This is a genomic window from Lewinellaceae bacterium (assembly GCA_020636105.1).
Classification (GTDB): Bacteria; Bacteroidota; Bacteroidia; order Chitinophagales; family Saprospiraceae; genus BCD1.
This window is the reverse complement of the sequence record JACJYL010000001.1, coordinates 2,287,504-2,310,365: the sequence shown is the minus strand read 5'-3', so window position 1 is coordinate 2,310,365 and position 22,862 is coordinate 2,287,504. Positions and strand designations below refer to the sequence as shown.

Annotated in this window: 11 protein-coding genes and 14 pseudogenes; 5 read left to right on the top strand and 20 right to left on the bottom strand. The window is 46.0% G+C overall.

Going from position 1 to position 22,862, the window contains the following annotated elements; translation table 11 throughout:
* The first annotated feature begins 142 nt into the window (after window positions 1–142).
* On the top strand, window positions 143–3,478 hold the full coding sequence (locus H6571_08600; GenBank protein MCB9323778.1) for a T9SS type A sorting domain-containing protein: 3,336 nt from the start codon (window positions 143–145) through the stop codon (window positions 3,476–3,478).
* 119 nt (window positions 3,479–3,597) lie between these two features.
* On the opposite strand, the gene H6571_08595 is transcribed toward H6571_08600, so the two are convergent.
* The 19 genes and pseudogenes from H6571_08595 to H6571_08505 all read right to left on the bottom strand — a co-directional run bounded on the left by H6571_08595 (window position 3,598) and on the right by H6571_08505 (window position 15,827).
* Window positions 3,598–5,079: a sigma 54-interacting transcriptional regulator gene (locus H6571_08595; GenBank protein ID MCB9323777.1), complete on the bottom strand. Its 1,482-nt coding sequence runs from the start codon at window positions 5,077–5,079 to the stop codon at window positions 3,598–3,600.
* Complete coding sequence (locus H6571_08590) at window positions 5,076–6,170, bottom strand: hypothetical protein (GenBank protein MCB9323776.1); 1,095 nt, start codon at window positions 6,168–6,170, stop codon at window positions 5,076–5,078. Before H6571_08590 ends, H6571_08595 begins: the two co-directional genes overlap by 4 nt.
* A 130-nt stretch (window positions 6,171–6,300) precedes the next feature.
* Window positions 6,301–7,038 carry an FKBP-type peptidyl-prolyl cis-trans isomerase gene (locus H6571_08585; GenBank protein ID MCB9323775.1) on the bottom strand — a complete coding sequence of 246 codons (738 nt, stop codon included), beginning with the start codon at window positions 7,036–7,038 and terminating at the stop codon, window positions 6,301–6,303.
* A 571-nt stretch (window positions 7,039–7,609) separates the two neighbouring features.
* The gene (locus H6571_08580; protein ID MCB9323774.1) at window positions 7,610–8,029 is read right to left on the bottom strand and encodes a T9SS type A sorting domain-containing protein; all 420 of its coding nucleotides are present in this window, start codon (window positions 8,027–8,029) and stop codon (window positions 7,610–7,612) included.
* A 117-nt stretch (window positions 8,030–8,146) separates the two neighbouring features.
* Window positions 8,147–8,407, bottom strand: a pseudogene (locus tag H6571_08575) (PKD domain-containing protein).
* Between the two features lie 219 nt (window positions 8,408–8,626).
* Window positions 8,627–8,869 (bottom strand): annotated as a pseudogene (locus H6571_08570) (PKD domain-containing protein).
* Window positions 8,864–9,055, bottom strand: a pseudogene (locus H6571_08565) (PKD domain-containing protein). The pseudogenes H6571_08570 and H6571_08565 overlap by 6 nt, the downstream one beginning before the upstream one ends.
* A gap of 15 nt (window positions 9,056–9,070) precedes the next feature.
* Window positions 9,071–9,424 (bottom strand): annotated as a pseudogene (locus H6571_08560) (PKD domain-containing protein).
* Between the two features lie 132 nt (window positions 9,425–9,556).
* Window positions 9,557–9,754: pseudogene (locus H6571_08555) on the bottom strand (PKD domain-containing protein).
* 15 nt (window positions 9,755–9,769) lie between these two features.
* Window positions 9,770–10,048: pseudogene (locus tag H6571_08550) on the bottom strand (PKD domain-containing protein).
* Between the two features lie 177 nt (window positions 10,049–10,225).
* Window positions 10,226–10,582 (bottom strand): annotated as a pseudogene (locus H6571_08545) (PKD domain-containing protein).
* Between the two features lie 129 nt (window positions 10,583–10,711).
* Window positions 10,712–11,041: pseudogene (locus H6571_08540) on the bottom strand (PKD domain-containing protein).
* A gap of 129 nt (window positions 11,042–11,170) precedes the next feature.
* Window positions 11,171–11,461, bottom strand: a pseudogene (locus H6571_08535) (PKD domain-containing protein).
* 147 nt (window positions 11,462–11,608) lie between these two features.
* Window positions 11,609–11,830, bottom strand: a pseudogene (locus tag H6571_08530) (PKD domain-containing protein).
* Between the two features lie 267 nt (window positions 11,831–12,097).
* A pseudogene (locus tag H6571_08525) lies at window positions 12,098–12,388 on the bottom strand (PKD domain-containing protein).
* A 153-nt stretch (window positions 12,389–12,541) separates the two neighbouring features.
* Window positions 12,542–12,820, bottom strand: a pseudogene (locus tag H6571_08520) (PKD domain-containing protein).
* Window positions 12,821–12,991: 171 nt separating this feature from the next.
* Window positions 12,992–13,387: pseudogene (locus H6571_08515) on the bottom strand (ASPIC/UnbV domain-containing protein).
* A gap of 420 nt (window positions 13,388–13,807) precedes the next feature.
* Window positions 13,808–14,440 (bottom strand): annotated as a pseudogene (locus H6571_08510) (VCBS repeat-containing protein).
* Between the two features lie 241 nt (window positions 14,441–14,681).
* Window positions 14,682–15,827, bottom strand: coding sequence for an adenylate/guanylate cyclase domain-containing protein (locus H6571_08505; protein ID MCB9323773.1), 1,146 nt, complete (start codon window positions 15,825–15,827; stop codon window positions 14,682–14,684).
* 155 nt (window positions 15,828–15,982) lie between these two features.
* On the opposite strand from H6571_08505, the gene H6571_08500 reads away from it, so the two are divergent.
* Complete coding sequence (locus tag H6571_08500; GenBank protein MCB9323772.1) at window positions 15,983–16,615, top strand: superoxide dismutase; 633 nt, start codon at window positions 15,983–15,985, stop codon at window positions 16,613–16,615.
* A 433-nt stretch (window positions 16,616–17,048) separates the two neighbouring features.
* Here the strand turns inward: H6571_08500 and H6571_08495 are convergent, their stop codons facing one another.
* Complete coding sequence (locus H6571_08495; GenBank protein MCB9323771.1) at window positions 17,049–17,534, bottom strand: hypothetical protein; 486 nt, start codon at window positions 17,532–17,534, stop codon at window positions 17,049–17,051.
* A gap of 156 nt (window positions 17,535–17,690) precedes the next feature.
* Here H6571_08495 and recN point away from each other — a divergent pair, with 156 nt between their 5' ends.
* The 3 genes from recN to H6571_08480 all read left to right on the top strand — a co-directional run bounded on the left by recN (window position 17,691) and on the right by H6571_08480 (window position 22,581).
* Window positions 17,691–19,355, top strand: a complete 1,665-nt coding sequence (gene recN, locus H6571_08490; GenBank protein ID MCB9323770.1) for a DNA repair protein RecN — start codon at window positions 17,691–17,693, stop codon at window positions 19,353–19,355.
* 148 nt (window positions 19,356–19,503) lie between these two features.
* Window positions 19,504–20,301 (top strand): SDR family oxidoreductase, encoded by a 798-nt coding sequence (locus tag H6571_08485; GenBank protein MCB9323769.1) that lies wholly within the window; start codon window positions 19,504–19,506, stop codon window positions 20,299–20,301.
* A 237-nt stretch (window positions 20,302–20,538) separates the two neighbouring features.
* On the top strand, window positions 20,539–22,581 hold the full coding sequence (locus H6571_08480) for a hypothetical protein (GenBank protein ID MCB9323768.1): 2,043 nt from the start codon (window positions 20,539–20,541) through the stop codon (window positions 22,579–22,581).
* Window positions 22,582–22,862: the final 281 nt, after the last annotated feature.

Below are 22,862 nucleotides of genomic sequence, written 5' to 3'. Positions count from 1 at the left end.
AGACCTCTACAATTTAATCAAACTGTTTTTGTAAAAAGACTCACTTGTGTTCATATTTGTATCATGATGATGATCATAATCCTATTTTAAGAACAGAAAATCCATTCCAATGGAAAAAACTTTACACCAAAAAAGTGAAATCGTGAACACATTAATAAAGTTGATTAGTCAAACGACCCTTATTTTGCTGCTTTCTTGTTTTGCAGTATTCGTCCACGCCCAGCAGTGTGATCCGGATGTCGAGGCTCCGGAAATAGTATGTATAGCTGGACTGACCGTAGATTTCCAGGATGGCAATCCCATACAGATAGTATGGGGACTCGATTTCGATGGGGGGACAACCGACAATTGTACCGAATTCGGAAATCTGGACTTCCGCATACAAAAGGCATCTGAATTTGATGGCTCCGTTCCAGCCTCCCAATCCATTACCGCTTTTTCCGGCCCTGATATTATTACGGTAGTGATCTGGGTTGGTGACGAAAGTGGTAATTGGTCAAATTGCTCCACTACATTAAACGTCGTTTGTGATGCTGAACAAGTTGCACCGGTAGCTGTTTGTGATGGCGCCCCTGTAATAAATGCTACAGGCTCAACAACTGAAGTGACTGTTGACGATATCAACGAAGGCAGCTATGATAATTGTGGCGACATCACGCTCGGTTTAGCTCGTTTAGAAGATTATGATCCGGAAAACCCTCCAACAAGTCAAAGTTTAACACTGAGTAACGATGCCAGTGAATACGCGGTAGCCCTTTCCGTAAAAGATGCTCATGGAAATGAGAAAGCTTGTTTTACAACCGTCCAAATCAACTGGAACGACTGTGAGGGAGATGAAATAGCGCCAACACCTTATTGTCTCGTCGGGTTGGAATTCAGCCTTCAGGCTCCACTAACAGAAGTTGAAATTTGGGCCACCGATTTTGATGCGGCATCTTTTGATAATTGTACAACTCATGAAAACCTTCAGTTTCGCCTGGAGCTGGCGGAAAATTCCACAGGGACACCTCCCGAAACAGAAAGCCTGATCTTTACCGAAGCAGATGCAGGATTCATAAGCGTCGCCATGTGGGTGGGAGATGAAAACGGGAATTGGGATTATTGCAACACCTATTTTAACCTGAATGCCGGTTGCGCCAATGACATGATTCCCCCTGTGGCTATTTGTGAAGATCAAATCACCTGGACGATTAACGATGGTGATGAGTTTCTGGTTTCAGCTATTGACATCGATCAAGGCAGTTTTGATGATTGCAGCGAGGTGTTTTTGACCATAGGTACAATAGAGGATTTTGATTCGGGTGTTCCGCTGACAAACGAAGAGGTGTTATTGACCAATGATTTCGCACAGTATCAGCTGGTGCTTGTTGTGGAAGATATGGCCGGCAACCAGAATTTTTGTATTACCACAGTCAACCTGGATTGGAATTGTACGGAAGATAATATAGCTCCGGAACTGGGCTGTCCGGGAAGCATCCACTATTACAATGGAGAAAATCTCCCCAATCAAAAACTCTGGGCGGAGGATTTGGCACAAAACGCTGTGGACAATTGCACCTTGACGGATAATCTCATCTTCCGCATTGAATTTATCTCAGATTTTAATGAAAATGAGCCTCCTGCTGCAGAATATTTGTCACTCAATGAATTGCCTTCCGGTGTTTATACCGTAGTAACCTGGGTTGGAGACGAATCCGGTAACTGGAATTATTGTAACAGCATTTTTTATTACAGTACATCCCCCACGATCCTCCATGTATCGGGATATGTTTTTTCAGATACTTTGGTGGATTGTACCATGGATCCATTGGAAGAGGGCATTGGACAGCGCACTGTTTACCTTAGAAACCAGGGAAGTGGAACAGTGAAAATGGTCGTAACGGATGAAAATGGTTACTACGAAATTGCTGATACGTCTGTCAACCCAAGCCAAAGTTTGTTTGAATTGGGCGTACTCAACACACCCAATATCAATATAGGGTGCGATATGACGGTAACTTTCGATCAGCCCATTGGAAGTGAATCTTCTTACGATAAGAATTTTGCTTTTCAGTTTGAGCAGGAAGATCCCAACTGCCCGGTGCTCTCCGTAGATATGGGGGCATCCTCCCTGAGACATTGTTTGGAAAATGATTACACTGTTTTTTATTGTAATAACAGTCTGGCTGTAATAGAAGATGTTTATGTTGAAATTGCACTGGATCCTTTCTTAAATTTGACCGGCAGTTCGATTCCCTTTTCAAACCTTGGCGATAATGTTTATCGGTTTGACCTGGGAACACTCGATCCATTGGATTGTGGTAGTTTCAACCTGGAGGTTTTTGTTAGTTGCGAAGCGAATTTTGGACAAACACATTGTTCCGAGGCACATATCTTTCCTGATAGCCCTTGCGATGAACCGGACGATGCCTGGTCGGGAGCCATTATTGAAGTCAGTGGGTCTTGCGATGAACAAGGGGTGCATTTGAGGATTGAAAATGTTGGGGCAGTAGATATGCCTGTTCCAAGGAATTATATCGTTGTGGAGGACGTAGTCATGTATAGCACTGATGTTTTTCAGTTGGATGCAGGAATGGATATGTTAATTGATTTTCCGGCCAATGGCGCAACCTGGAGGTTGGAAGCAGATCAGGAACCCGGATTCCAGGGCTACAGCATGAACGCAGTAGCGGTAGAAGGGTGTGGCGGTATCAATATGACGGGGTTGGTAAATATTTTCACTTTTAACGACGAAAATTCTTTTGCTTCGGTCGATTGCCTTGAAAACGTAAATTCCTTTGACCCTAATGACAAACAGGCCTTTCCGACAGGTTATGGAGACGCTCATTTCATTGAAGCCAATACGGAGATCGAATACCAGGTACGGTTCCAAAATACAGGTACAGCCCCTGCCTTTAAGGTAGTTTTATTGGATACCCTGAGTCAATACCTCGATCCAGCCACCCTCCAAACCGGGGCTTCCAGCCATCCATACAGAGCAGAACTGTTAGGTGGAAATGTGTTGAAATTTACTTTTGATGACATTAACCTGCCCGATAGTACCAGTAACGAAGCAGCATCCCATGGCTTTGTGAAATTTAAAATCAATCAAATTCCCGGCAACCCCAACGGAACGGTGATTTTAAATGATGCGGGTATTTATTTTGATACCAATCCGGTTGTAATGACCAATGAGGTAATACACACGATTGGAGACCATTTTATTACGGTAAATAATGAAGAATATTTTGTTCCTGATGCCCGGATAAGTGTGTTTCCAAATCCTTTCAACGATCAATCCACTATTTCGATTTATGATTATAAAATGAAAGAAGGCGCATTCAGTCTTTACAATCTTCAAGGGCAACTGGTATTAAAAAAGGATTTTGAAGGGAGTCAATTTCAATTGAAAAACAAGACTATCCATCCTGGCATGTATTTTTATAAGTTGTATGCAGATGGCATTTTGATAGGTACCGGGAAAATGGTAAAGGAATAAAAATTCCAGGGAGTACAAAACGAAAATTATCCGCGCACTCAATGATGTTATGTTCCGCGTTTTGGCTCATTCCCAGTTGATCGAATGATCTTGGGAATGAGCTGAAACGCGTTTTTTATTTAATTATCATTCCCCAGCCCCTTAATGACTGAATTGAAATAATCCTGGAACCGGTAGCTGACCTGAAGCATTCGTTTGTCGAGCAGGGAATGTTCTGCCAATACGTGTAGCAGGTATTCCATCATCAGCAGTGCTTCCGCGCCTTTGGCTTCAGTTAATAATTCCACTACTTTGCGAAGGCCTGTCACCTTGTTCAGTTCCTTTTCATAAACTTTGACAGGTCCGTCATTCAGGAGGTCGATTTCGCCTCCTTCTTCAAACCAGGTGGTGATTTCATTGTAGCGTGAAGCCGGGTTGGTCCCGGTACTTGTTTTTAGTCGTTCGATGCCTTTAAAATAATCGGGTGCCAGGGCTTTGATGGCTTCAGAAATGAGCTTTAACGCCACATTGACGGAACCTTCCTGCTCTCCTTCATACACCATTTCTATTTTTCCGACGATGGCTGGAATGGTGGCATTCAGGTCGCTGATGCGGGCCATCCCTGTTTTTTCATCATTGAGGATCATCCGGCGTTCTACGGAACTCACCACACTTTCATAGGCAGAGATCGCCAATCGTGCAGAAACCCCGCTTTTTTCATCTACATATTCACTTTGTCGGGCTTCAACGGCTATCTGTTCGATGAGCTTTTCGATCAGTTCGGGAACGATGATCTTTTGTTGTGGTGGTGCCAGGCGGATTTCCTGTTTGGTAATCTGGCGACCGATCTCAATACTGCCCGGGTAATGGGTGAAAATCTGGCTCTGGATACGATCCTTCAACGGCGTGATGATAGAACCACGGTTGGTATAATCTTCGGGGTTGGCGGTGAATACGAAATGCACATCCAGCGGGAAACGCAATTTGAATCCACGAATCTGGATATCGCTTTCCTGTAAAATATTAAAAAGCGCCACCTGTATGCGCGCCTGGAGGTCCGGTAGCTCATTGATGACGAAAATCCCGCGGTTGGAACGTGGAATGAGCCCGAAGTGGATCACTTCCTCATCGGCATAACTCAGTCGCATATTCGCGGCTTTGATGGGATCAATATCTCCGATAAGGTCGGCTACATTCACATCGGGAGTCGCCAGCTTTTCGGTATAACGTGTTGAGCGGTGGACCCATTCGACCGGAGTTTTATCGCCCATCTCTTCGATGAGTTTCCTCGATTTCAGCGAAAGCGGGTGCAGGGGGTCGTCATTGATCTCCGACCCTGAAACGATGGGAATGTATTCGTCCAGCAGTTCGATCATCTTGCGGGCCATTTTGGTCTTTGCCTGGCCGCGTAATCCCAGGAAATTGATATTATGACCCGATAAAATGGCTCTTTCGAGTTGGGGAATAACGCTGTGTTCATAACCGAGAATTCCCGTAAAAACAGGTTCGCCGGAGCGTAGTTTTTTGATCAGGTTATCCCGCATTTCATCTTTGACGGATTTGGATTGATAACCTGAGGCTTTTAAATCGCCTAGTGTTTTGATTTGTTCGATTTGACTCATTTTCTTCGTCTTTTATTTTTTTCATAGTCAGCAAAAATGAACTGACCCAGTCCTTGAAGTCCTGAAAAGAATGCCTTGCCTTTGTTGGCTTCCGTGAAGTCCTCCACAAACCTTTGCAGGTACGGATCCTGGGCAATCATGAAAGTCGTGATCGGAATCCGTAATTTCCTGCACTGGATGGCAAGGTTAATGGTTTTATTGATAATTCGCGGATCGCGGCCCATACTGTTTTGGTAGTAGCTCCCGTCTTTTTCTTTCAGACAGGTGGGCTTGCCATCTGTGATCATAAAGATCTGTTTGTTGCGCATTTTGCGTTTCCGGAGGATGTCCATAGCCAATTCCAGCCCGGCAACGGTATTGGTATGGAAAGGCCCCACCTGCAAATAGGGGAGGTCTTTGATCTGCACCTGCCAGGCATCGTTGCCAAAGACTACTACATCCAGGGTGTCTTTTGGATAGCGTGTAGTGATCAGTTCCGCCAGGGCCATGGCCACCTTTTTGGCGGGAGTGATGCGGTCTTCCCCGTAGAGAATCATGGAGTGTGAAATATCGATCATCAAAACCGTAGCCATCTGGCTTTTGTGTTCGGTTTCGATGACTTCCAGGTCATCTTCATTCAGGGTGAAGGAATCGAGCCCGTGACGCAGTTGTGCATTTTGTAAACTGGTCGTAAAATCTATATGGCTGAGATTGTCGCCGAACTGATATGGTTTTCTACCTGCCGTCTGTTCATCCCCGTTGCCGGTGATCGGGCTGCTGTGATTGCCGCCGCCGTCGCGTTTCAGTTTCCCGAAGATCTGATCCAACGCTCTCTGGCGGATAATCCGTTCCCCTTTACCGCTGAGTTTTTGCCCTCCTTTTTCGTCCGGCTGGATAAAAGATTGTTTTTCGAGGTCTCTTCGAAAGTCCTCCAGGGTGTAATCGGGAGTAGTAATATGGTGCTCCTGGTCGATCTGTTCCATCCAGTCGAAGGCTTCCTCTATATCCCCCGAAGTATAGACCATAAGCTCCAGGAATAACTCCAAGAGCTTTTCAAAAGGCGTCCGGTTATCCTGTTCCGGAATATGTTTTGTAAATCGCGAGCCTATCATTTCAATGGATGTTTTTAGAATAAACCAAAATTTGCACGAAAAGATTAAAGCCATGCAACATAATTAAAAAAAAAGCCATCCCAAACGAATGAGATGGCTTTTTTTCGATGAAAATCATCGCGCAAAAATCTTACTGCCCTGGAGCTGGAGGAGGTGGAGGAGCAGGCTTGAAGCTCAACAGTTCCACATCAAAGATCAAAGTTTCGTTTGAACCGATATTCGGTGGTGAACCTCTTTTACCGTAAGCCAGTCCGGAAGGAATGTACAACTGGTATTTGGCTCCTGCATTCATCAGTTGAACGCCTTCGGTCCATCCCGGAATTACCTGGTTTAGCCCAAATTCAATAGGCTCGCCTCTTTCGTAAGAACTGTCAAAAACCGTACCGTCAAGCAGGCGGCCTTCGTAGTGAACAGTTACAATGTCCGTAGGGGCAGGAGAAGGACCAGCACCGGCGGTAATTACTTTGTACTGGAGGCCACTTTCGGTAGTCATGACGCCTTCTTTAGTTGCGTTTTCAGCAAGGAAAGCTTCCCCTTTTTCAAGGTTAACCCCACCTTCAGCTTCCATTTTGGCGGTTTGTTTTTCTTGCATCTGCTTGGAGAAAACCATGATTTGTGCTTGTCTGCCGGCCAGGTCGATCTTCGGACCTTCCTCGGCGAACATGTCTTTACAACCCTGGAGGAAAGCATCGGTATTGAGGGCCATGCCGCTGGTTTTCATGCGTTCAGAGAAATCTGCTCCGATAGCATAGGAAAGTGTATCAAGATTAGTAGACAAAGGTGCATCTGCAGTAACAGGAGCGCCTTGTCTCATTCCCATTTCCTTTGAAAATTCCATAAGGAAACTGGTATATTCCTTTTTATCCATGCCTTTTTCCTCCTGGAAGTCCATGTATCCCTGGTGGATCATTTCAGGGTTAAGTGCGATACCTTGTGTGTTGAGCTGCTCCGTCAGGTAGACACCAAGCGAATAGGACATACTGTCCAATGGGGTGGTGAGTTCTGTATTGCCGGAACCACCGCCACATGCTGCCAGCCCTAAAAGGAAAGGCAACAAATAGATTAATTTCTTCATTAAATTAAATTTTGTTTGTGTCGTTGTTTAAAAGGGCGAAGGTAAGTATTTTTTTGAAACTGTAATATTTTGATGCTGAGATACTGTGATAGTATTCATGTTCCAATTTGGATGATTAAGTGTCAATGGATCTGGTGTTCTATGGGTGTTGAAATTTCCAGTCGGACAAAAAAAGGAAAGCTCGTTACAAACTCCGGAGGTAAACAGCCACATGTTCAGGATTCTGAGGCTTAAAGCCTTAACAGGAATATACCTTACCCGGCCATGACAAACCTGTAACTCATGCTGTCAAGGCCTAAAACAGATCAAGCTATTCTAGGCCTTGACAAACGAGAAACCAGTAACCAGCAACGAGCAACAAGCATTACATTTTCACAAACCGTTTCACTACCCGTCCCTGTTCTGTGTCGATCAGTAAAATATACACCCCTGCCGGGAGATTCCCAACGTCTATGGTTTTTCCATTACCGGGTCCGCCAATATTTTCATTTTTCAATTTCATAATCATTTTGCCATGGGTGTCGAAAACCTGAATATCAGCTTTCAGGACAGTTTCTCCTTTGTACTCCAGTTGTAAATAATGGGAAGCCGGGTTGGGAGTCAGCGATATTTCTTCGAACAACTCCGGATTGTCCGTCGCGGTAGTCAGAAAGATGAGGTGGCAGTCAGTATCGGTGCCGCAGGCGTTGGAAACCGTCAGACAAATAGTATAACTTCCTGCTGTCGCAAAGGTATGGAAAGGGTTTTGCTCGCCCGAAATGGAGCCGTCGCCAAAATCCCACAGCCATGATTCGGGGTTGTTGGTTGAAACGTCCTGGAATACCTGGCTCAGACCACTTCCGTTGATGGCAAAAATGGCTTCAGGTGCTGTACAATCCACAGTGATGGATTGACAGGTTTGGTTATTGCCACAGACACTGGATGCGGTGAGGCAAATGTTGTAGGTGCCCGCCACGGCATATTCGTGCACAGGATTCACCATATTGGAGGTGATGCCGTCACCGAAATCCCATAACCACTGGGTCGGGTTGTTGGTGGAGTTGTCCGTTAGGGTGGCGGTCAGGTTATAGGTTGCTACTTCAAAAGCTGCCTGCGGCGGGGAACAGATAACGTTCACCTGCTGACAGAATTGATTGCTGCCGCAATTTCCGCTTACCGTCAGACAAGCCGTATAAGATCCCGGGGTCGCGTAAACATGTACAGGGTTTTGCTCCGATGAGAAATTGCCATCGCCGAAATTCCAGAACCATTGCGTAGGGTTGTTGGTGGAATTGTCGGTAAAAGTCACACTCAGCTGATCCGGCTGGAAAGTAAAACCGGCCTGGGGCGCCGGGCAGGATACGGTGATTGTTTGACAAAACTGATCCGTACCGCAGATACTGCTCACGGTCAGACAAACGGTATAGGTGCCCGCCAAAGCATAAGTATGGGCCGGATTTTCCAAATTGGATGTATTGCCGTCCCCAAAATCCCACGACCAGCTGCTCACCTGCCCAATAGAGTTGTCGGTGAAATTCACGGCAAGCTGATTCTGGGTGGTGCTGAAGGCTGCGGTGGGGGCACTGCAGTCAACCGTCAAATTTTGGCAAACCTGGGCTGAGCCGCAAACAGAAGTTCCCGTCAAACAAACACTATAAGTGCCCGGGCTGGCATAAGTATGAGCAGGATTTTGCTCAGTGGAGGTATTGCCATCCCCGAAATTCCATAACCAGGAAGTCACTGCTTCATCGGAGTTGTCCGTAAAGTTGACGGATAGTTGGTTGGCCTGGGCGGAATAACCTACTGTGGGGAGGGCACAATTTACAGTTATTGATAAACAAACTTCCGAAGAGCCGCAATCTGAAGTGACGGTGAGGCATACTTCATAAGTGCCCGGTACCGCATAGGCGTGGGTCGGATTTTGCTGCCCTGAGGAGTTTCCATCCCCAAAGTCCCATGACCATTGGGAAACTTCATCGGAGGAGGTATCTGAAAAACCTACGTTCAATTCATTGATCTGTACCTCAAATCCTACCGCAGGCGGAGGACAATTGGTGTTCACTTCATTGCAAATTTGGGTGTTGCCACAAATCGAGGAGACGGTGAGGCATACCGTATAAGTGCCTGGCAAGGCATAAGTATGCGTCGGGTTTTGCACCGTAGCGGTCGTGCCGTCGCCAAAATTCCAGCTCCATGAAATCGGACTGTTGGTCGAATTATCAGTAAAGGACACCACCAGCTCATTCGCCTGGAAGCCAAAGCCCGCCTGTGGTGGGGAGCAGGTAATGATGACCTGGTTACAAGTTTGGTTATTACCACAAACACTGGAAGCGGTCAGGCATACCGTGTACGTTCCCGGAAGGGAATAAGTGTGCGTAGGATTCTGGAGCGTAGAAGTTCCTCCGTCCCCAAACTCCCACATCCATGAGGTCGGGTTGTTGGTGGAAAAATCCAGGAAATTGGCCGTCAGTTCATTGCTTTGTTGCATAAATCCGGCCTGGGGCACCGCACAAGTGATGACTACCTGCATACAATGTTGATCGGTCCCGCAATTGTTGGTTGCCGTGAGACAAACGGTGTAAGAACCCGGAACAGCATAGGTGTGGACAGGGTTTTGCTGGTTGGAAGTATTGCCGTCGCCAAAATTCCATTGCCATTCCGTTGGATTGTTCGCCGTATTGTCAGTAAAAGTGGCGGTCACATTGGTATTACTTACGCTAAAGGCCGCGGCCGGTTCGGCACAGGTAATGTTGATGGTTTCGCAATAGGAATTCTGACCGCAGTTATTGGTCACCGTAAGGCAAACGGTGAATGAACCTTCCACTGCATAGGTGTGGGTCGGGTTTTGTTGGGTCGAAGTGTTGCCGTCGCCAAAGTTCCAGGCCCAGGTGGTGGGTTGATTATTGGAAATATCATGGAAAATGGTGGTGTACCCATCAGACTGGTGGGTAAAAATGGCCAGAGGTGCCGGGCAGGTAATGGTGATGTCCTGGCAAACGGTATTTTGTCCGCAGCTATTGGTTACGGTCAGGCAAACGGTGTAATTGCCTGTTTCCGAATAAATATGCAGCGGATTTTGTTGGGTCGAAGTGGTGCCGTCACCAAAGTTCCAGGCCCATGCGATCGGGCTGTTGACGGAATTGTCCGTAAAGTTGACGGTGTAGTGGTTGGCCTGGGCCGAAAAAGCCGCCTCTGGGCCGGGACAGTCGATGGCCACGGCTTCGCAATATTGATCCGTGCCACAATCATTGGTCACTACAAGACATACATTATAAACGCCTGAAACTGTGTAGGTATGGATAGGATGCTGCTCCGTAGAGGAGGTTCCGTCCCCGAAGGTCCACAGCCATTGCGTAATCCCGGGGCCCGAAAAGTCGGTGAAGGATACCGTGGACTGATTTTCCTGAACCACAAAACTGGCGGTGGGCAAGGTGCAGGTTACCGTAACGAGCAGACAAACCTGGTTAGAAGAACAGGAAGAAATAGCCGTCAGACAAATATTATATGTACCCGGCGCTGCGAAAGTATGGGTCGGGTTTTCTTCAGTAGAGGAGGTTCCGTCCCCGAAATTCCAAACCCACTGTTCAGCATCCGGACTTGAACTATTGGTCAGTGAAACCGTCAGTTGATTGACCTGAGCATCGAAACCTACGGCCGGAGGCGCACAATTGACGGTCACCGGAAGACAAACCTGGGACGATCCGCAAATGGAGGTCGCCGTGAGGCAAATGAGGTAACTGCCTGCATTGGCAAAAGTATGGGTCGGGTTTTGTTCGTTGGAGGTGGTGCCATCATTGAAGTCCCATAACCATTGGATGACTTCCGGACTTGAGGTATCCGTCAGGGAAACCGTTAAATTATTGGGTTGCACCTGGAAACCCGCAGTCGGTGGAGCACAATTGACGGTTACGGGTAGACATATCTGGTTCGTGCCGCAGGTGGACGTTACCGTCTGGCAAATCGTATAAGTACCCGGCACTGGGTAGGTATGCGAGGGATTTTCCAGGGTGGAAGTGGTTCCGTCCCCAAAATTCCAAAGCCATTGGGTGACGTTCGGATCCGAGGTGTCGGTGAGGGTAACGGTGAGTTGATTCACCTGGGCCTGGAATCCTGCCGAGGGTGCGGCACAGTTGACCGTTACCTGGAGGCACACTTGTTGGGATCCGCACACGGAAGTTCCGGTCAGACATACATTATAGGTGCCGGGGCCCGAAAAAGTATGGACAGGGTCTTCCAGAGTGGAGGTGGTTCCGTCGCCAAAATCCCATAACCACTGGGTGACATCAGGGCTGGAATTATTAAAAAAGTTGGTGGTGAGTCCACTAACCTGTGCCTGGAACCCTACCGAAGGAGGGGCGCAATTGACGGTAATGGGCAGACATATGGTATTGCTTCCACAATCATTAGAGGAGGTCAGGCAAACATTGTAGGTGCCCGGCCCGGGAAATGTATGGCTCGGATTTTCGGAAAGGGAGGCCGTACCGTCGCCAAAGTTCCATAACCAATCGGTGGTGCTTGCGCTTGAATTGTCTGTAAAATTGACCGTCAGTTGATTAATTGACGCCTGGAATCCTGCGGTCGGAGGGGCGCAATTTAAGGTGACCATCAGGCATACCTGTGACGAACTGCACGGAGAAGTTACCGTCTGGCATATATTGTAAGTGCCCGGTCCCGGGAAAGTATGGGTAGGATTTTCTTGGGTGGAGGTGGTACCATCGCCGAAATCCCACAACCATCCGGTTACCTCAGGACTGGAGGTATCGGTAAAGGCAATGGTCAGCTGGCTGACCTGTGCCTGGAATCCGGGAGATGGTGGGGTGCAATTCAGGGTTATCGGCAGACATACCTGTGACGTTCCGCATTCATCGGTAGCGCTGAGGCAAACCGTATAGGTGCCGGGGCCGGGAAAGGTGTGTATGGGGTTTTCCATGGTAGAGGTAGTACCATCCCCAAAATTCCAAAGCCATTGCGTGGCCCCCTGGTCGGAAGTGTTGGTGAAGGCTATGGTCAGTTGGCTGACTTGTGCCTGGAATCCTACACTGGGAGGGGCACAGTTGATGGTGGCTTGTAAACAAACCTGGTTTGAACCACAATCGGACGTAACCGTCAGGCATATCAGGTAGGTGCCGGGTTGCGCATAAGTATGTATCGGGTTTTGTTGCAAAGAAGTGGTTCCGTCTCCGAAATCCCATAACCACTGATAAACAGAAGGACTGGATTCATCGGAAAAGGTCAGCGTAAGTTCATTTACCTGTACGCTGAATCCTGCAAAAGGAGGGGTACAACCTACAGGAATATCGTGGCAAATTTGGACGGGGCCACATTCATTGCTCGCCTCAAAGCAGATCGTATAAAGCCCGGGAGCTACATAGGTATGCGAAGCATTGGGATTTCCGGCAAGACCGGTACCATCTCCAAAATCCCAAACAAAGGAATTCGCCGTTCCGGTGATATTGCTGGTGAAATTGGCCGTCAGGCCATTGGTCACCGTGGCAAAATCCACAACGGGCAGAGCGCAATTCACATTTACCGCCTTACAAAAATGATCGCTGCCGCAATTGCCGGTAACGGTCAGGCACACCTCATAAATACCGATATTACTATAGGTATGTTCAGGGTTAGGCCCGGAGGCGGTAGTGCCGTCGCCAAAATTCCAGAACCAGGTGGCCGTTCCTCCGGAGCTTTGATCCGTAAAGTTTACGGTATTGTTGGTTACCGTTGCATCAAAATCAGCCACCGCGATACAGTTGCTGGCTTCAATAAATACAAGGGTCTGGTCAATATTGGGTTGGTTGATCTGATCGACGTAGCCAGAAGGCCACCTGACGATCAGGCTATCGATGGCCGTAGCGGTGCCCAATCCAAAATGGGCTGCCAGGGAAGTCGTGATGCCATAACTTTCCCCGGAACGTATTTCCCGGATCTGTTTTCCCCAGGCTCCGTAAATTTCAAGGCGGGCGCCGATACCATTTTCGTTCGAAAATACCCCGTCAAGGCGTACTTTGAAGTAGTGGTTATTGTTACCGTTGTTGAGGAATAATTTATCTGAAACCTGGTTGTTAGGGGTATTGAAGGCATTGCCGAAACCGGCCACGAAATCAATAAATCCGTCATCATTGAGGTCTCCGGTGGCAAAGCTGTGAATCCTGTTATTGACGGGAATCCAGTTGTTGACCTGGGTGAAAGTCTGGTTGCCGTTATTGCGGAAAAGTAAATGATTTGTTCCGTTGGTGGAATACAGTAAATCGACATAAGTATCGTTATCAAAATCCACAAACTTACACTGTATGCCGTCGCCGGCGGTACTCAGGGCACTCGCCATGCCTGAATTAGCCATGATGTCGGTAAAATAATTGAGGCCGTTGTTGATATACAGGTTACAATCAATATCGTGGTTGATCACAAAACAATCGAGGTCGCCGTCATTGTCGATGTCGGCAAAATCGGTTGCCCACGATTGCCCGTGGGGGAGCAGGCCGGCTTCTTCCGCCACGTCGACGAAATTGCCCTGGCCATCGTTTTGAAACAATAGGTTCAGGCGGCGTCCGTCGTTGGGATTGGTAACGTCTTGCCTGCATTTGGAGATGTAGAGATCCAGGTCACCATCGCTGTCGTAATCGGTCCAGACGGAGCCGTAGTTCCCCGAATTGTCGGAAGGCACCGTGGAAGCCGTATTGATCAGGTTCTCGTCGTAAATCATAGATCCGGGGCCGTCATTCCGGTACACATGACTCAGCCCCACATCATTACAGGCAAAAATATCCAAATCTCCGTCATTGTCGATGTCGGCAAAATTGGCCCCTTGCAGGAAAATGGGCAGGATAGAAATGGTGCTTAAACTATAGGAACTTCCGCTGTTATCGGCTTTGAGTAATTTGAGTCCGTTGTATCCACCACCGGTAAAAAAATCATTAAACCCGTTTTCGTCGGCATCGGCAATGCACATGCCCCATTGGGTTCCCTGCAATTGGCCGTAAGTAAACCCGGTAAAAGTATTGCCTGTTGAGGGTTGATAATCAAAACGAAGAGTCGAAGTGCCGTCGAGTCGGATGATGTCATCTAAGCCGTCTCCGTTCATGTCAGCCACTCCCATTGGGGCTCCGCTGTGGACGAATGGATAAAAAAGATTGGCGGTCTGGTCAGAAAAGGTGGTTTGCGCATTAAGGGAAAAAGAAATTAGCGCAAGGAGGATTGTTGTGTAAATACGCATAATCATAGATTTGTTTTTGGAGACGTAAGATACGAAAAAGAAATGCTCATTTCCGAAAAACGAAAAGATATGAGATTGGATTTTTTTCGGGAGGGGTTGTTGGTTGCTCGTTACTTGTTGCTCGTTGCTCGTTACTCGTTGCTGGAAAAAAGGATTATGAATACTAACAATAGCCAATTCTGTTAATCCTGCAATCCTCAAAATCCTGATCCTGACAAAAATGCGACAATGGGCAATAGCTATTGTTCTACCTCCGTCTTCGCGTCATTCTTTTTTCCATTTCCACCTCAGCTTCCTCGTCGCCAAAGGAATAGAGTTCCACTTTTTGGCGTCTGCCGCGCAACTCGATCATACCGACTCTTTTCCGGGGAAACTCATCCGGGGGAAGTTTGAGTTTGTCGAGCAGGGTTTTGGAAAGCAGGATATCCACCCCGAAGCGGTTGCATTGCGCCTGGATGCGGGAAGTGGTATTCATGACATCTCCCGAAAAAACGATATCTTTTTTGATCACACCGATCTCTCCGGTGGTTACAAGGCCGCAGTGCAGGCCGGCTTTTACGACAGGAACGAGGCCATACTTTTTTTTGTATTCGCCGGATAAGGTTTCCAGTGTGGCCTTGATGTCATAAAAACAACGAAGGCAACTGGCATTATGCAGTCCCTCCTTCATAGGCCAGGATACGACGATTTCGTCTCCGACGTACTGGTAAATTTCTCCTGATTTATAAATGATGGGATTGGTCAGGTCGCGGTAAAAATCATTGAGCAATTCAAAAAAGCGAAGGTGTCCCAGCTGTTCGGCAATAGTAGTGGAGGAACGAATGTCGACAAACATAAAAATGCGTTCTTCCTCCCTGGGGCGCAGGTATTTCCCCATGATGAGCTTTCCTAGAATGCCCTGGCCGTACTTTTCGTTGACGTGCAGCCCTATTATGGTCAGCATGACCAGGAAAAACCAAAACAGCAGTTTTTTGTAAAACATCGTGTCCTGGATCAGTCTTGAGCTAAGTTCCAGAACTTCCGGGTGAAAAAGGCCGAGCCCGAGTTTGAAGGCAATGAACAAAGTATAGGAAAGAGCGCTGATGGCCACATTGAGGGCTGAAATGATCAGCGCGTTGATCAAAATTGCATAGCCGAAGGATGCTTTTCTGAATCTTTCCCGAAGGTAGAAGATCAGCAGGCTTCCGGAAATAATACCCGCTAAAAAGGCACTGAAAATATTAATGTTGAAAACAAAGTTGAATTCGTAATCCGGCAACACCTCAATATACCGGGAGGCTCCAATGGTTCGGGTATTTATATTGTCGAGCAATGCTGCCATGGTCCAGCCGATGGTGATCCAGGCCACTCTTTGCCCTTTTATCTTTAATCTGACAATATTAAGAATTCTCATGGTTGTGTGTCAATGGCCGGTTCGGGGCAAAAATAGTTTATTTAGAACAAACAAAACCGATAATAGGATGTTGTTTTAGTAAGATAGAGGTTTTAAAGCATAATTTTTATCTTTGTCGAAACAAACCATTCTATAACAAACTAAAAAATATATTTATGGCTTTTCAATTACCTGATTTACCTTACGCTTACGATGCGCTTGAGCCAAATATCGACGCACGTACCATGGAGATTCATCATACCAAGCACCATGCAGGGTACACTAACAACCTAAATAATGCCATTGCCGGAACGGAACTTGAGAATATGTCTATCGAGGATATTCTGGCTAATATTTCCAAATATTCCGGGGCCGTCAGAAATAACGGTGGTGGGTTTTACAATCACGACCTGTTTTGGAAGGTGATGTCTCCCAATGGGGGAGGAGAGCCTTCTGAGCGTATGAATATCCACAAAGCCATCAACCGTGATTTTGGCTCATTTGCGGAATTCAAATCTAAATTCGCCGCCGCTGCCGCTACTCGCTTCGGATCCGGATGGGCCTGGTTGTGTGTGGATAATAAGGATAAACTGTTTATCTGTTCTACGGCCAATCAGGATAATCCACTGATGGATGTAGTGGAGGAAAAGGGTACCCCAATTCTCGGACTCGATGTTTGGGAGCACGCTTACTACCTCAATTATCAAAACAGAAGACCTGATTACATCGAAGCTTTCTTCAATGTAATTGACTGGAATGCCGTAACCAAGCGTTATAATGACGCCAACGAGGGGGCTTCAGATTTTTAATCAAAAAAATATTTAGTAAACAAAAAAGGGGCGGGGAAATATTTCCCCTGCCCCTTTTTTGTTTATAATCAACAACTTATCCTTCTCTTTAAGGTTATGGATCGTTTTGGGTACGTAGGCCTGTGACCTCTTTTTTTCGGACTGGACATTGTAAAAATTACCTTCCCCATTGACACAATGGATCATTTTCCGTAATTTGCATATACAATTACCATGATAGCGACATATTTACGAACAGGCGATTAGAGAAAATCAGACACCTTTTTTAAACCAAATTCCAATTCCATGATCATTCTAGGTATTCTGTTAATGATTCTCTTATTATTTAATTTTGAGATCATTAACGAGGCTTCCTAAAGGAAGTTTCTGCAAACAAAAAAAGGCTCTGCTTCATGCAAGAGCCTTTTTTTGTGATCGCTTTCGGTTCTTTTTTCTACTGTTCTTTTTGTTTTACAGCTTCATACATTCTTTCGATTTGCTCCTGGGTAAAAGATCCCATGAGACTTTGCTGAAAAACGTATTCCAGGTCGGCCTGGTAATGTACCTGGCGGAAACCGTAATTAATATTAGCGGAATCAATCACCGTCTCATAGATAAAACCATTGGGTTCTTCAGTGATAATTTTGGAGAAAAAGCGATTGGATTTCACTTCGTCCATTTGGTTGGCTTTCAACTCTTCAATGCTCCCTGTAGTGACCGGGGAAGCAAAAATCTGAATGTTATAATCATCACCTTTTTTAATGGTGATATCTTTGATGACCCCTAATTTACTCATGTTTACATCCGCACTGTCCGGAGCCAGGATGGTGATTGGAATACCATAGGGGAGCAAGTCCATGGCTTTCCATAATTTGGTGGGATCATTCTGACAGGCCCAAATGGTCAATATTGTGATGGTCAGGAAAAATGCTTTTTTCATTTCAGTATTTTATATTAATTTGTTTTTGAATTTCCTAAGAAGAAGCTCAAATTTACGTTTACTTGATTTGGTCCGCTTCATAAGTTTCTCGAATGAGCAAAAATAGCAGTTTATTGTCCAAAAGAATTAAATTTGCGAATTAATTGTAAATAATCCATGATTAAAAACCTATTGATAAAAAATTACGCGATCATTGAATCGCTGGAAATAGATTTTCCGGATGGATTGACTATTATCACCGGTGAAACGGGAGCAGGAAAATCCATCCTGTTGGGGGCTTTAGGTCTGATCCTTGGCCAGCGTGCTGATAGCAAGGTTTTATATGAGGAAGATAAAAAGTGCGTGGTGGAAGGCGTTTTTGATGTGCGTGATTATGGCCTTAGGTCTTTTTTTGAATCCAATGAGGTGGATTACGATGACGAATTGATCTTGCGCAGAGAGATCAGCCCCAGCGGTAAATCAAGGGCATTTGTCAATGACACTCCTGTCAATCTCAATATCCTGAAAAGCCTGAGTGCTGCCCTCATAGACCTGCACCACCAATTCGATACCCTCGATATTCATCGCCAGGATTTCCAGATGAAAATGCTGGATGCCCTTGCAGAAAACAAGACCTTACTGGAAGATTACCGTTCTGAATACCGCGCTTTCCAGCAGGCCAAAAAACAGCTGGAAGCCCTGAGAACTTCATCGGCTCAATCTTCCCGTGAGCTCGAATTTGTCAATTTTCAGCTCAACGAACTCCACGAAGCAGAACTGGTTGAAGGAGAACAGGACAAACTCGAAGAAGAGTTATCCCAACTGACCCATGCTGAAGAAGTAAAGAAAAATTTATTGTCCAGTATGCAACAACTGTTTGAGGATGAGCAGTCTATCAGTAGTCAGCTCACTGAGATCAGTAATTTGTTGTCCGCCTCAGGACGCATGAATACAAAGGTGGAGGCCATCGCCGACCGTTTCCTGGCCGTGACGGAGGAGTTGAATGACATTGGCCGACAGATCGAAAAAGTGGCTGATAATACGGAATATGATGAAGAGCGCATCACGGAAAGTCAGCAAAGACTCGACATCATTTACCGCCTCCAGCAAAAACACAGTGTGAAGGATCTTGATGCATTACTTTTGATCCAAAAAGAGTTGGAAGAAAAATCAGATTCCTTTGCCAATCAGAGCCAGGAAGAGGAAAAGCTCGAACGACAAATTGCCGGGTATGAAAAAAGCCTCATGGTAAAAGCCCGTGAAATACAGCAAAAAAGACTGGCCATTATCGAACCTTTTGAACAAAAGGTACTCAAATTATTGGCCCAACTGGCGATGCCACAGGCTCAGTTCCATATTAATTTATCGGATACCGGTCAGCTCGGTGCTGCCGGACTGGATGAAGCCAATTTTCTGTTTTCGGCCAATAAAGGAGGAACCTTGCAGAAAATCAGGGAGGTGGCCTCGGGAGGTGAACTCGCCCGTCTTTCCCTGGTGACCAAATCTCTCGTGGCGAGTGCGATACCCTTACCTACGCTGATCTTTGATGAAATAGAAACAGGGATTTCCGGCGACGTAGCCTTGAAAATGGGCGAAATTTTGCGACAATTATCGAATGAACACCAGGTGGTTTCCATTACCCATTCGCCTCAGATCGCCTCAAAAGCGGATGCCCATTATTTTGTGTACAAAAAGGATACGGAAGAACGAACCATCGCGCGCGTCCGTTTGCTGGACGAAGAAGAAAAGGTCAGGGCCATTGCCGTAATGCTGAGTCAGAATCCCCCCGGGGAAGCTGCCATGCAAAATGCCAGGGAATTGCTTGGGTTAAACCAAAAATAACATCAGCTAAGGGCAAAATGGAAACAAACCGGGAGAAAATAGTTTTTATAGTCTCGGTTGTGTTGATTATGTTTGCAACCTAATTTGATACTCATCAGTGTTTTCTTAGCTTGGAATAAAGGGAAGCATTGATAATAAAATCTTTTTTATGGGAATTTTAAATGGAAAACGCGGCGTCATTTTTGGTGCCCTCGACGAAAGGTCGATTGCATGGAAAGTAGCTGAAGCCTGCGTGGCGGAAGGGGCGAAAATCACGCTCACCAATGCACCCGTAGCCATGCGTTTCGGAGAGATCAACAAGCTGGCTGAAAAATTGGATGCAGTGATTATTCCTGCCGATGCCACAAGTATGGACGATCTCAATAATCTTTTCGAAAAATCTATGGAAGTTTTGGGCGGGAAACTCGACTTTGTATTGCACTCCATTGGAATGTCCATCAACGTTCGTAAAGGCCGTGATTATACCGATCTGAACCATGAATGGATGCTGAAGTCTTTCGACGTTTCAGCGGTCTCCTTTCACAAAATGATGCAATCCCTCTGGCACCTTGATGCCATGAACGATTGGGGGTCTATCCTGGCCCTGACCTATATGGCGGCACAACGCACCTTCCCTGATTATAGTGAAATGGCGGAAGCTAAAGCGCTGCTGGAGTCTTTTGCCCGGAGTTTCGGATACCATTTTGGTACGAGAAACAAAGTACGCGTGAATACCATTTCTCAATCACCTACCGTTACCACTGCAGGATCGGGGGTAAAAGGTTTTGGCGACTTTTTCGATTATGCAGATAAGATGTCTCCCCTGGGAAATGCTTCTGCCGATGCCTGCGCCGCTTATTGCCTGACCCTCTTTTCCGATTACACCAAAATGGTGACCATGCAAAATCTCTTCCATGATGGAGGATTTTCAAATATGGGGATGAATCCGGCAGTTTTGGAAGGCTAATCAAAATCTACGGGACCGTTAAAGACCGTTTCATCAGTAGATTTATCGCAGAAAAGCGCAGTATTTTATCATATAAATGGTTTATTATTCAGCGAAAGTCAGCTTGTAATAAAATTAAATACTGTTGATTCAGGGAAGATTTTACTTGTGAAGCCGTCTCAAGCGTTTTCATTGTTAATTAAATATTAAAAGCGAACCGGATTACTTATTTCCCGAACTCCCTTCGTTTATTGGAGTATGAAATTATTCGAAGCACTTAGGTTTTCCTTTCGGACCCGGTATTTCAAGGCCAAATGGCTTGGCTTTGGAGGTATTTTCCTAAGTATTCTTTTCTTTTTTCCGGCCATTTTATCCGCCCAGCGTACTGATATACCTATAACCGGACAGCAGGAAGGTTCCCTTGCTACTCCTGATTCGACCTTGTTTTCAGGCAGGCAGGAGGCAACAGATATCGATACTTTTGGAATCTATTATTTCTTTGCCCATAGCCCGTGGGATGTTACTTTTCTCGGAGATACTTTGCTCGATAATTTCCAGCAATACGATCCGGTTCGACAAAGGGATCTGGAACTGGCCCATCTGGGAAACCTGGGGTCGGCCACTAATTTCCTCATTTATAAACCTACTTTCCGGAAGGGCTTTGATGTTGGGCTGCACCAATACGATCTGTACCACACCACCGGGGCAACCTTGCCCTACTACCTGATCGAGAAGCCTTTTACTATCGTCAATTATACAAGAGGGGCCGAGCAGGCAGATAGCTATTTTACGGCCCAATTCGGCCGTAACTTTGCTAAAGGCTTTAGTTTTACTCTGGATTACAAACGCCTTAGTCAACTGGGCGATAGAGCCCAGTACCTAAACCAGAACAACCGGAATACCGCCATTGCTGTGGGGATGTGGTACAAGACCAAAAACGAAAAATACAATGCCTTTTTAAGTTATGCCGCCAATACCATTGAGCAAAAAGACAACGGGGGAATTGCCATTGAATCGGATCGGGATACTGTTTTTGGATTTTTATACACGACCACACCGTCTTCTGCGCAGGTGATCCTCGCCGATGGCAAAACACGTCACGCCCACAGGGAATGGAGTTATACCCATTATTACCAGCTGGCGGGCAAAAGCGACAGTACTGCCACCAATAAAAGGGCTTTTGCACTGGCCCATGAGGCTGTTTATAATAATTCCTATTATAAATATTCAGACGCATTCGATTCCGGTGATACGGAGTATTTTTACAAATGGTTTCCTGAATTGCAAACCGATGAGAGGGGGATGCGTTTTTTTCTGGAACATCAATATTTGAGCAACAGTTTCCGGTTGATGACTTATAAAAAAGCCGGGCAAGTTAACAAAGGGAAAACAACCCGTAACAAGGACTTCTTTGAAGCAGGCGTAACGCATACCTGGCACAAAATCCAACAGGAAGGGGCACCCGATACGATAGTCAATGATCTTTTGCTTCACGGGAAACTTCACTTTCAACCCGGGGAAGGACTTTGGCTGAATACCTATGCTCATTTGGGGTTGGGCAATAATGCCGGGGATTACCGGCTCAATGGAGCGCTTTTTTTCGACCTGGGAAAAGCAGGAGAGCTCAGTGTATCAGCGACCAACCAACTCTACCGGCCTGACTTGATGCAATACCGGTTTTATCTCACTCAAAAACAGGTTTGGGAGAACGACTTCAAGCGAACCCTGGAGACTAACTTTGAAGCCAATTATCTCATTCCAATTTTAAAGATCAAAGCTACCGGAGCCTATCACCTGATCAATAATTATATTTATTTTGATACCCTGGCCATACCAAGACAGACGGGGCTTCCCATCAGCATCACGCAACTTATCCTGGCACGGGACCTCAAATTAGGAGCGTTTCACCTGAACAATACAGTAGCTTTCCAGTCAGCTTCTGAACCTTTCATCCGTTTGCCGCGTATTTATGGCAAGCATAGTCTTTTTTATGACGGCTCCTGGTTCAAGAAAAAGCTGGACATCAGAATAGGGCTCGATCTCAGGTACAACGATACCTTTTATGGGTATTACTACAATCCGGCTACGGGCAGATTCCAGCTGGAAGACCGCCAGCAAATTGACTTTTTTCCAAATGTTGATGTCTGGCTCTCCATCAAAATCACTAAATTCCGGGGCTTCATGAAGTTCGAGAATTTTTCCACCATGCTTTCCTATAAGCAACTTTATTACGTCACGGCCTACCAGCCTAATGCCAAACCTTTTCTGCGTTTTGGGTTTTCCTGGAAATTATTGAATTAGCCTTCAGCTGGCAGGCATCCATTTTTATGAATAACATTAAACTGACTGTGGGAGGGGGAAATGGATATTCCTGAGGTCGTGAAAAATAATTTATTTGATTAAAAACCATAAAATGTACCCCAAAAGAGTGCGCTGCATGTTTTTTTTTTATACTTTTGTTACTTGCAGTAAAAACTGTAAAAACCGATTTAGAAAGTTAATCCCTTATCCCCAATTTAAAAATGCAATACACTGAAAAGCAATTGTCACTATCGCTTGGTGTAAAGATGGTCAAATCTTTA

Excerpts from the sequence above, each read along its gene's own strand:
- H6571_08595 (MCB9323777.1), bottom strand. The coding sequence starts at position 5,079 with ATGAGTCAAATCGAACAAATCAAAACACTAGGCGATTTAAAAGCCTCA.
- H6571_08590 (MCB9323776.1), bottom strand. The coding sequence starts at position 6,170 with ATGATAGGCTCGCGATTTACAAAACATATTCCGGAACAGGATAACCGG.
- H6571_08585 (MCB9323775.1), bottom strand. The coding sequence starts at position 7,038 with ATGGATAAAAAGGAATATACCAGTTTCCTTATGGAATTTTCAAAGGAA.
- H6571_08505 (MCB9323773.1), bottom strand. The coding sequence starts at position 15,827 with ATGAGAATTCTTAATATTGTCAGATTAAAGATAAAAGGGCAAAGAGTG.
- H6571_08500 (MCB9323772.1), top strand. The coding sequence starts at position 15,983 with ATGGCTTTTCAATTACCTGATTTACCTTACGCTTACGATGCGCTTGAG.
- H6571_08495 (MCB9323771.1), bottom strand. The coding sequence starts at position 17,534 with ATGAAAAAAGCATTTTTCCTGACCATCACAATATTGACCATTTGGGCC.
- recN (MCB9323770.1), top strand. The coding sequence starts at position 17,691 with ATGATTAAAAACCTATTGATAAAAAATTACGCGATCATTGAATCGCTG.
- H6571_08485 (MCB9323769.1), top strand. The coding sequence starts at position 19,504 with ATGGGAATTTTAAATGGAAAACGCGGCGTCATTTTTGGTGCCCTCGAC.
- H6571_08480 (MCB9323768.1), top strand. The coding sequence starts at position 20,539 with ATGAAATTATTCGAAGCACTTAGGTTTTCCTTTCGGACCCGGTATTTC.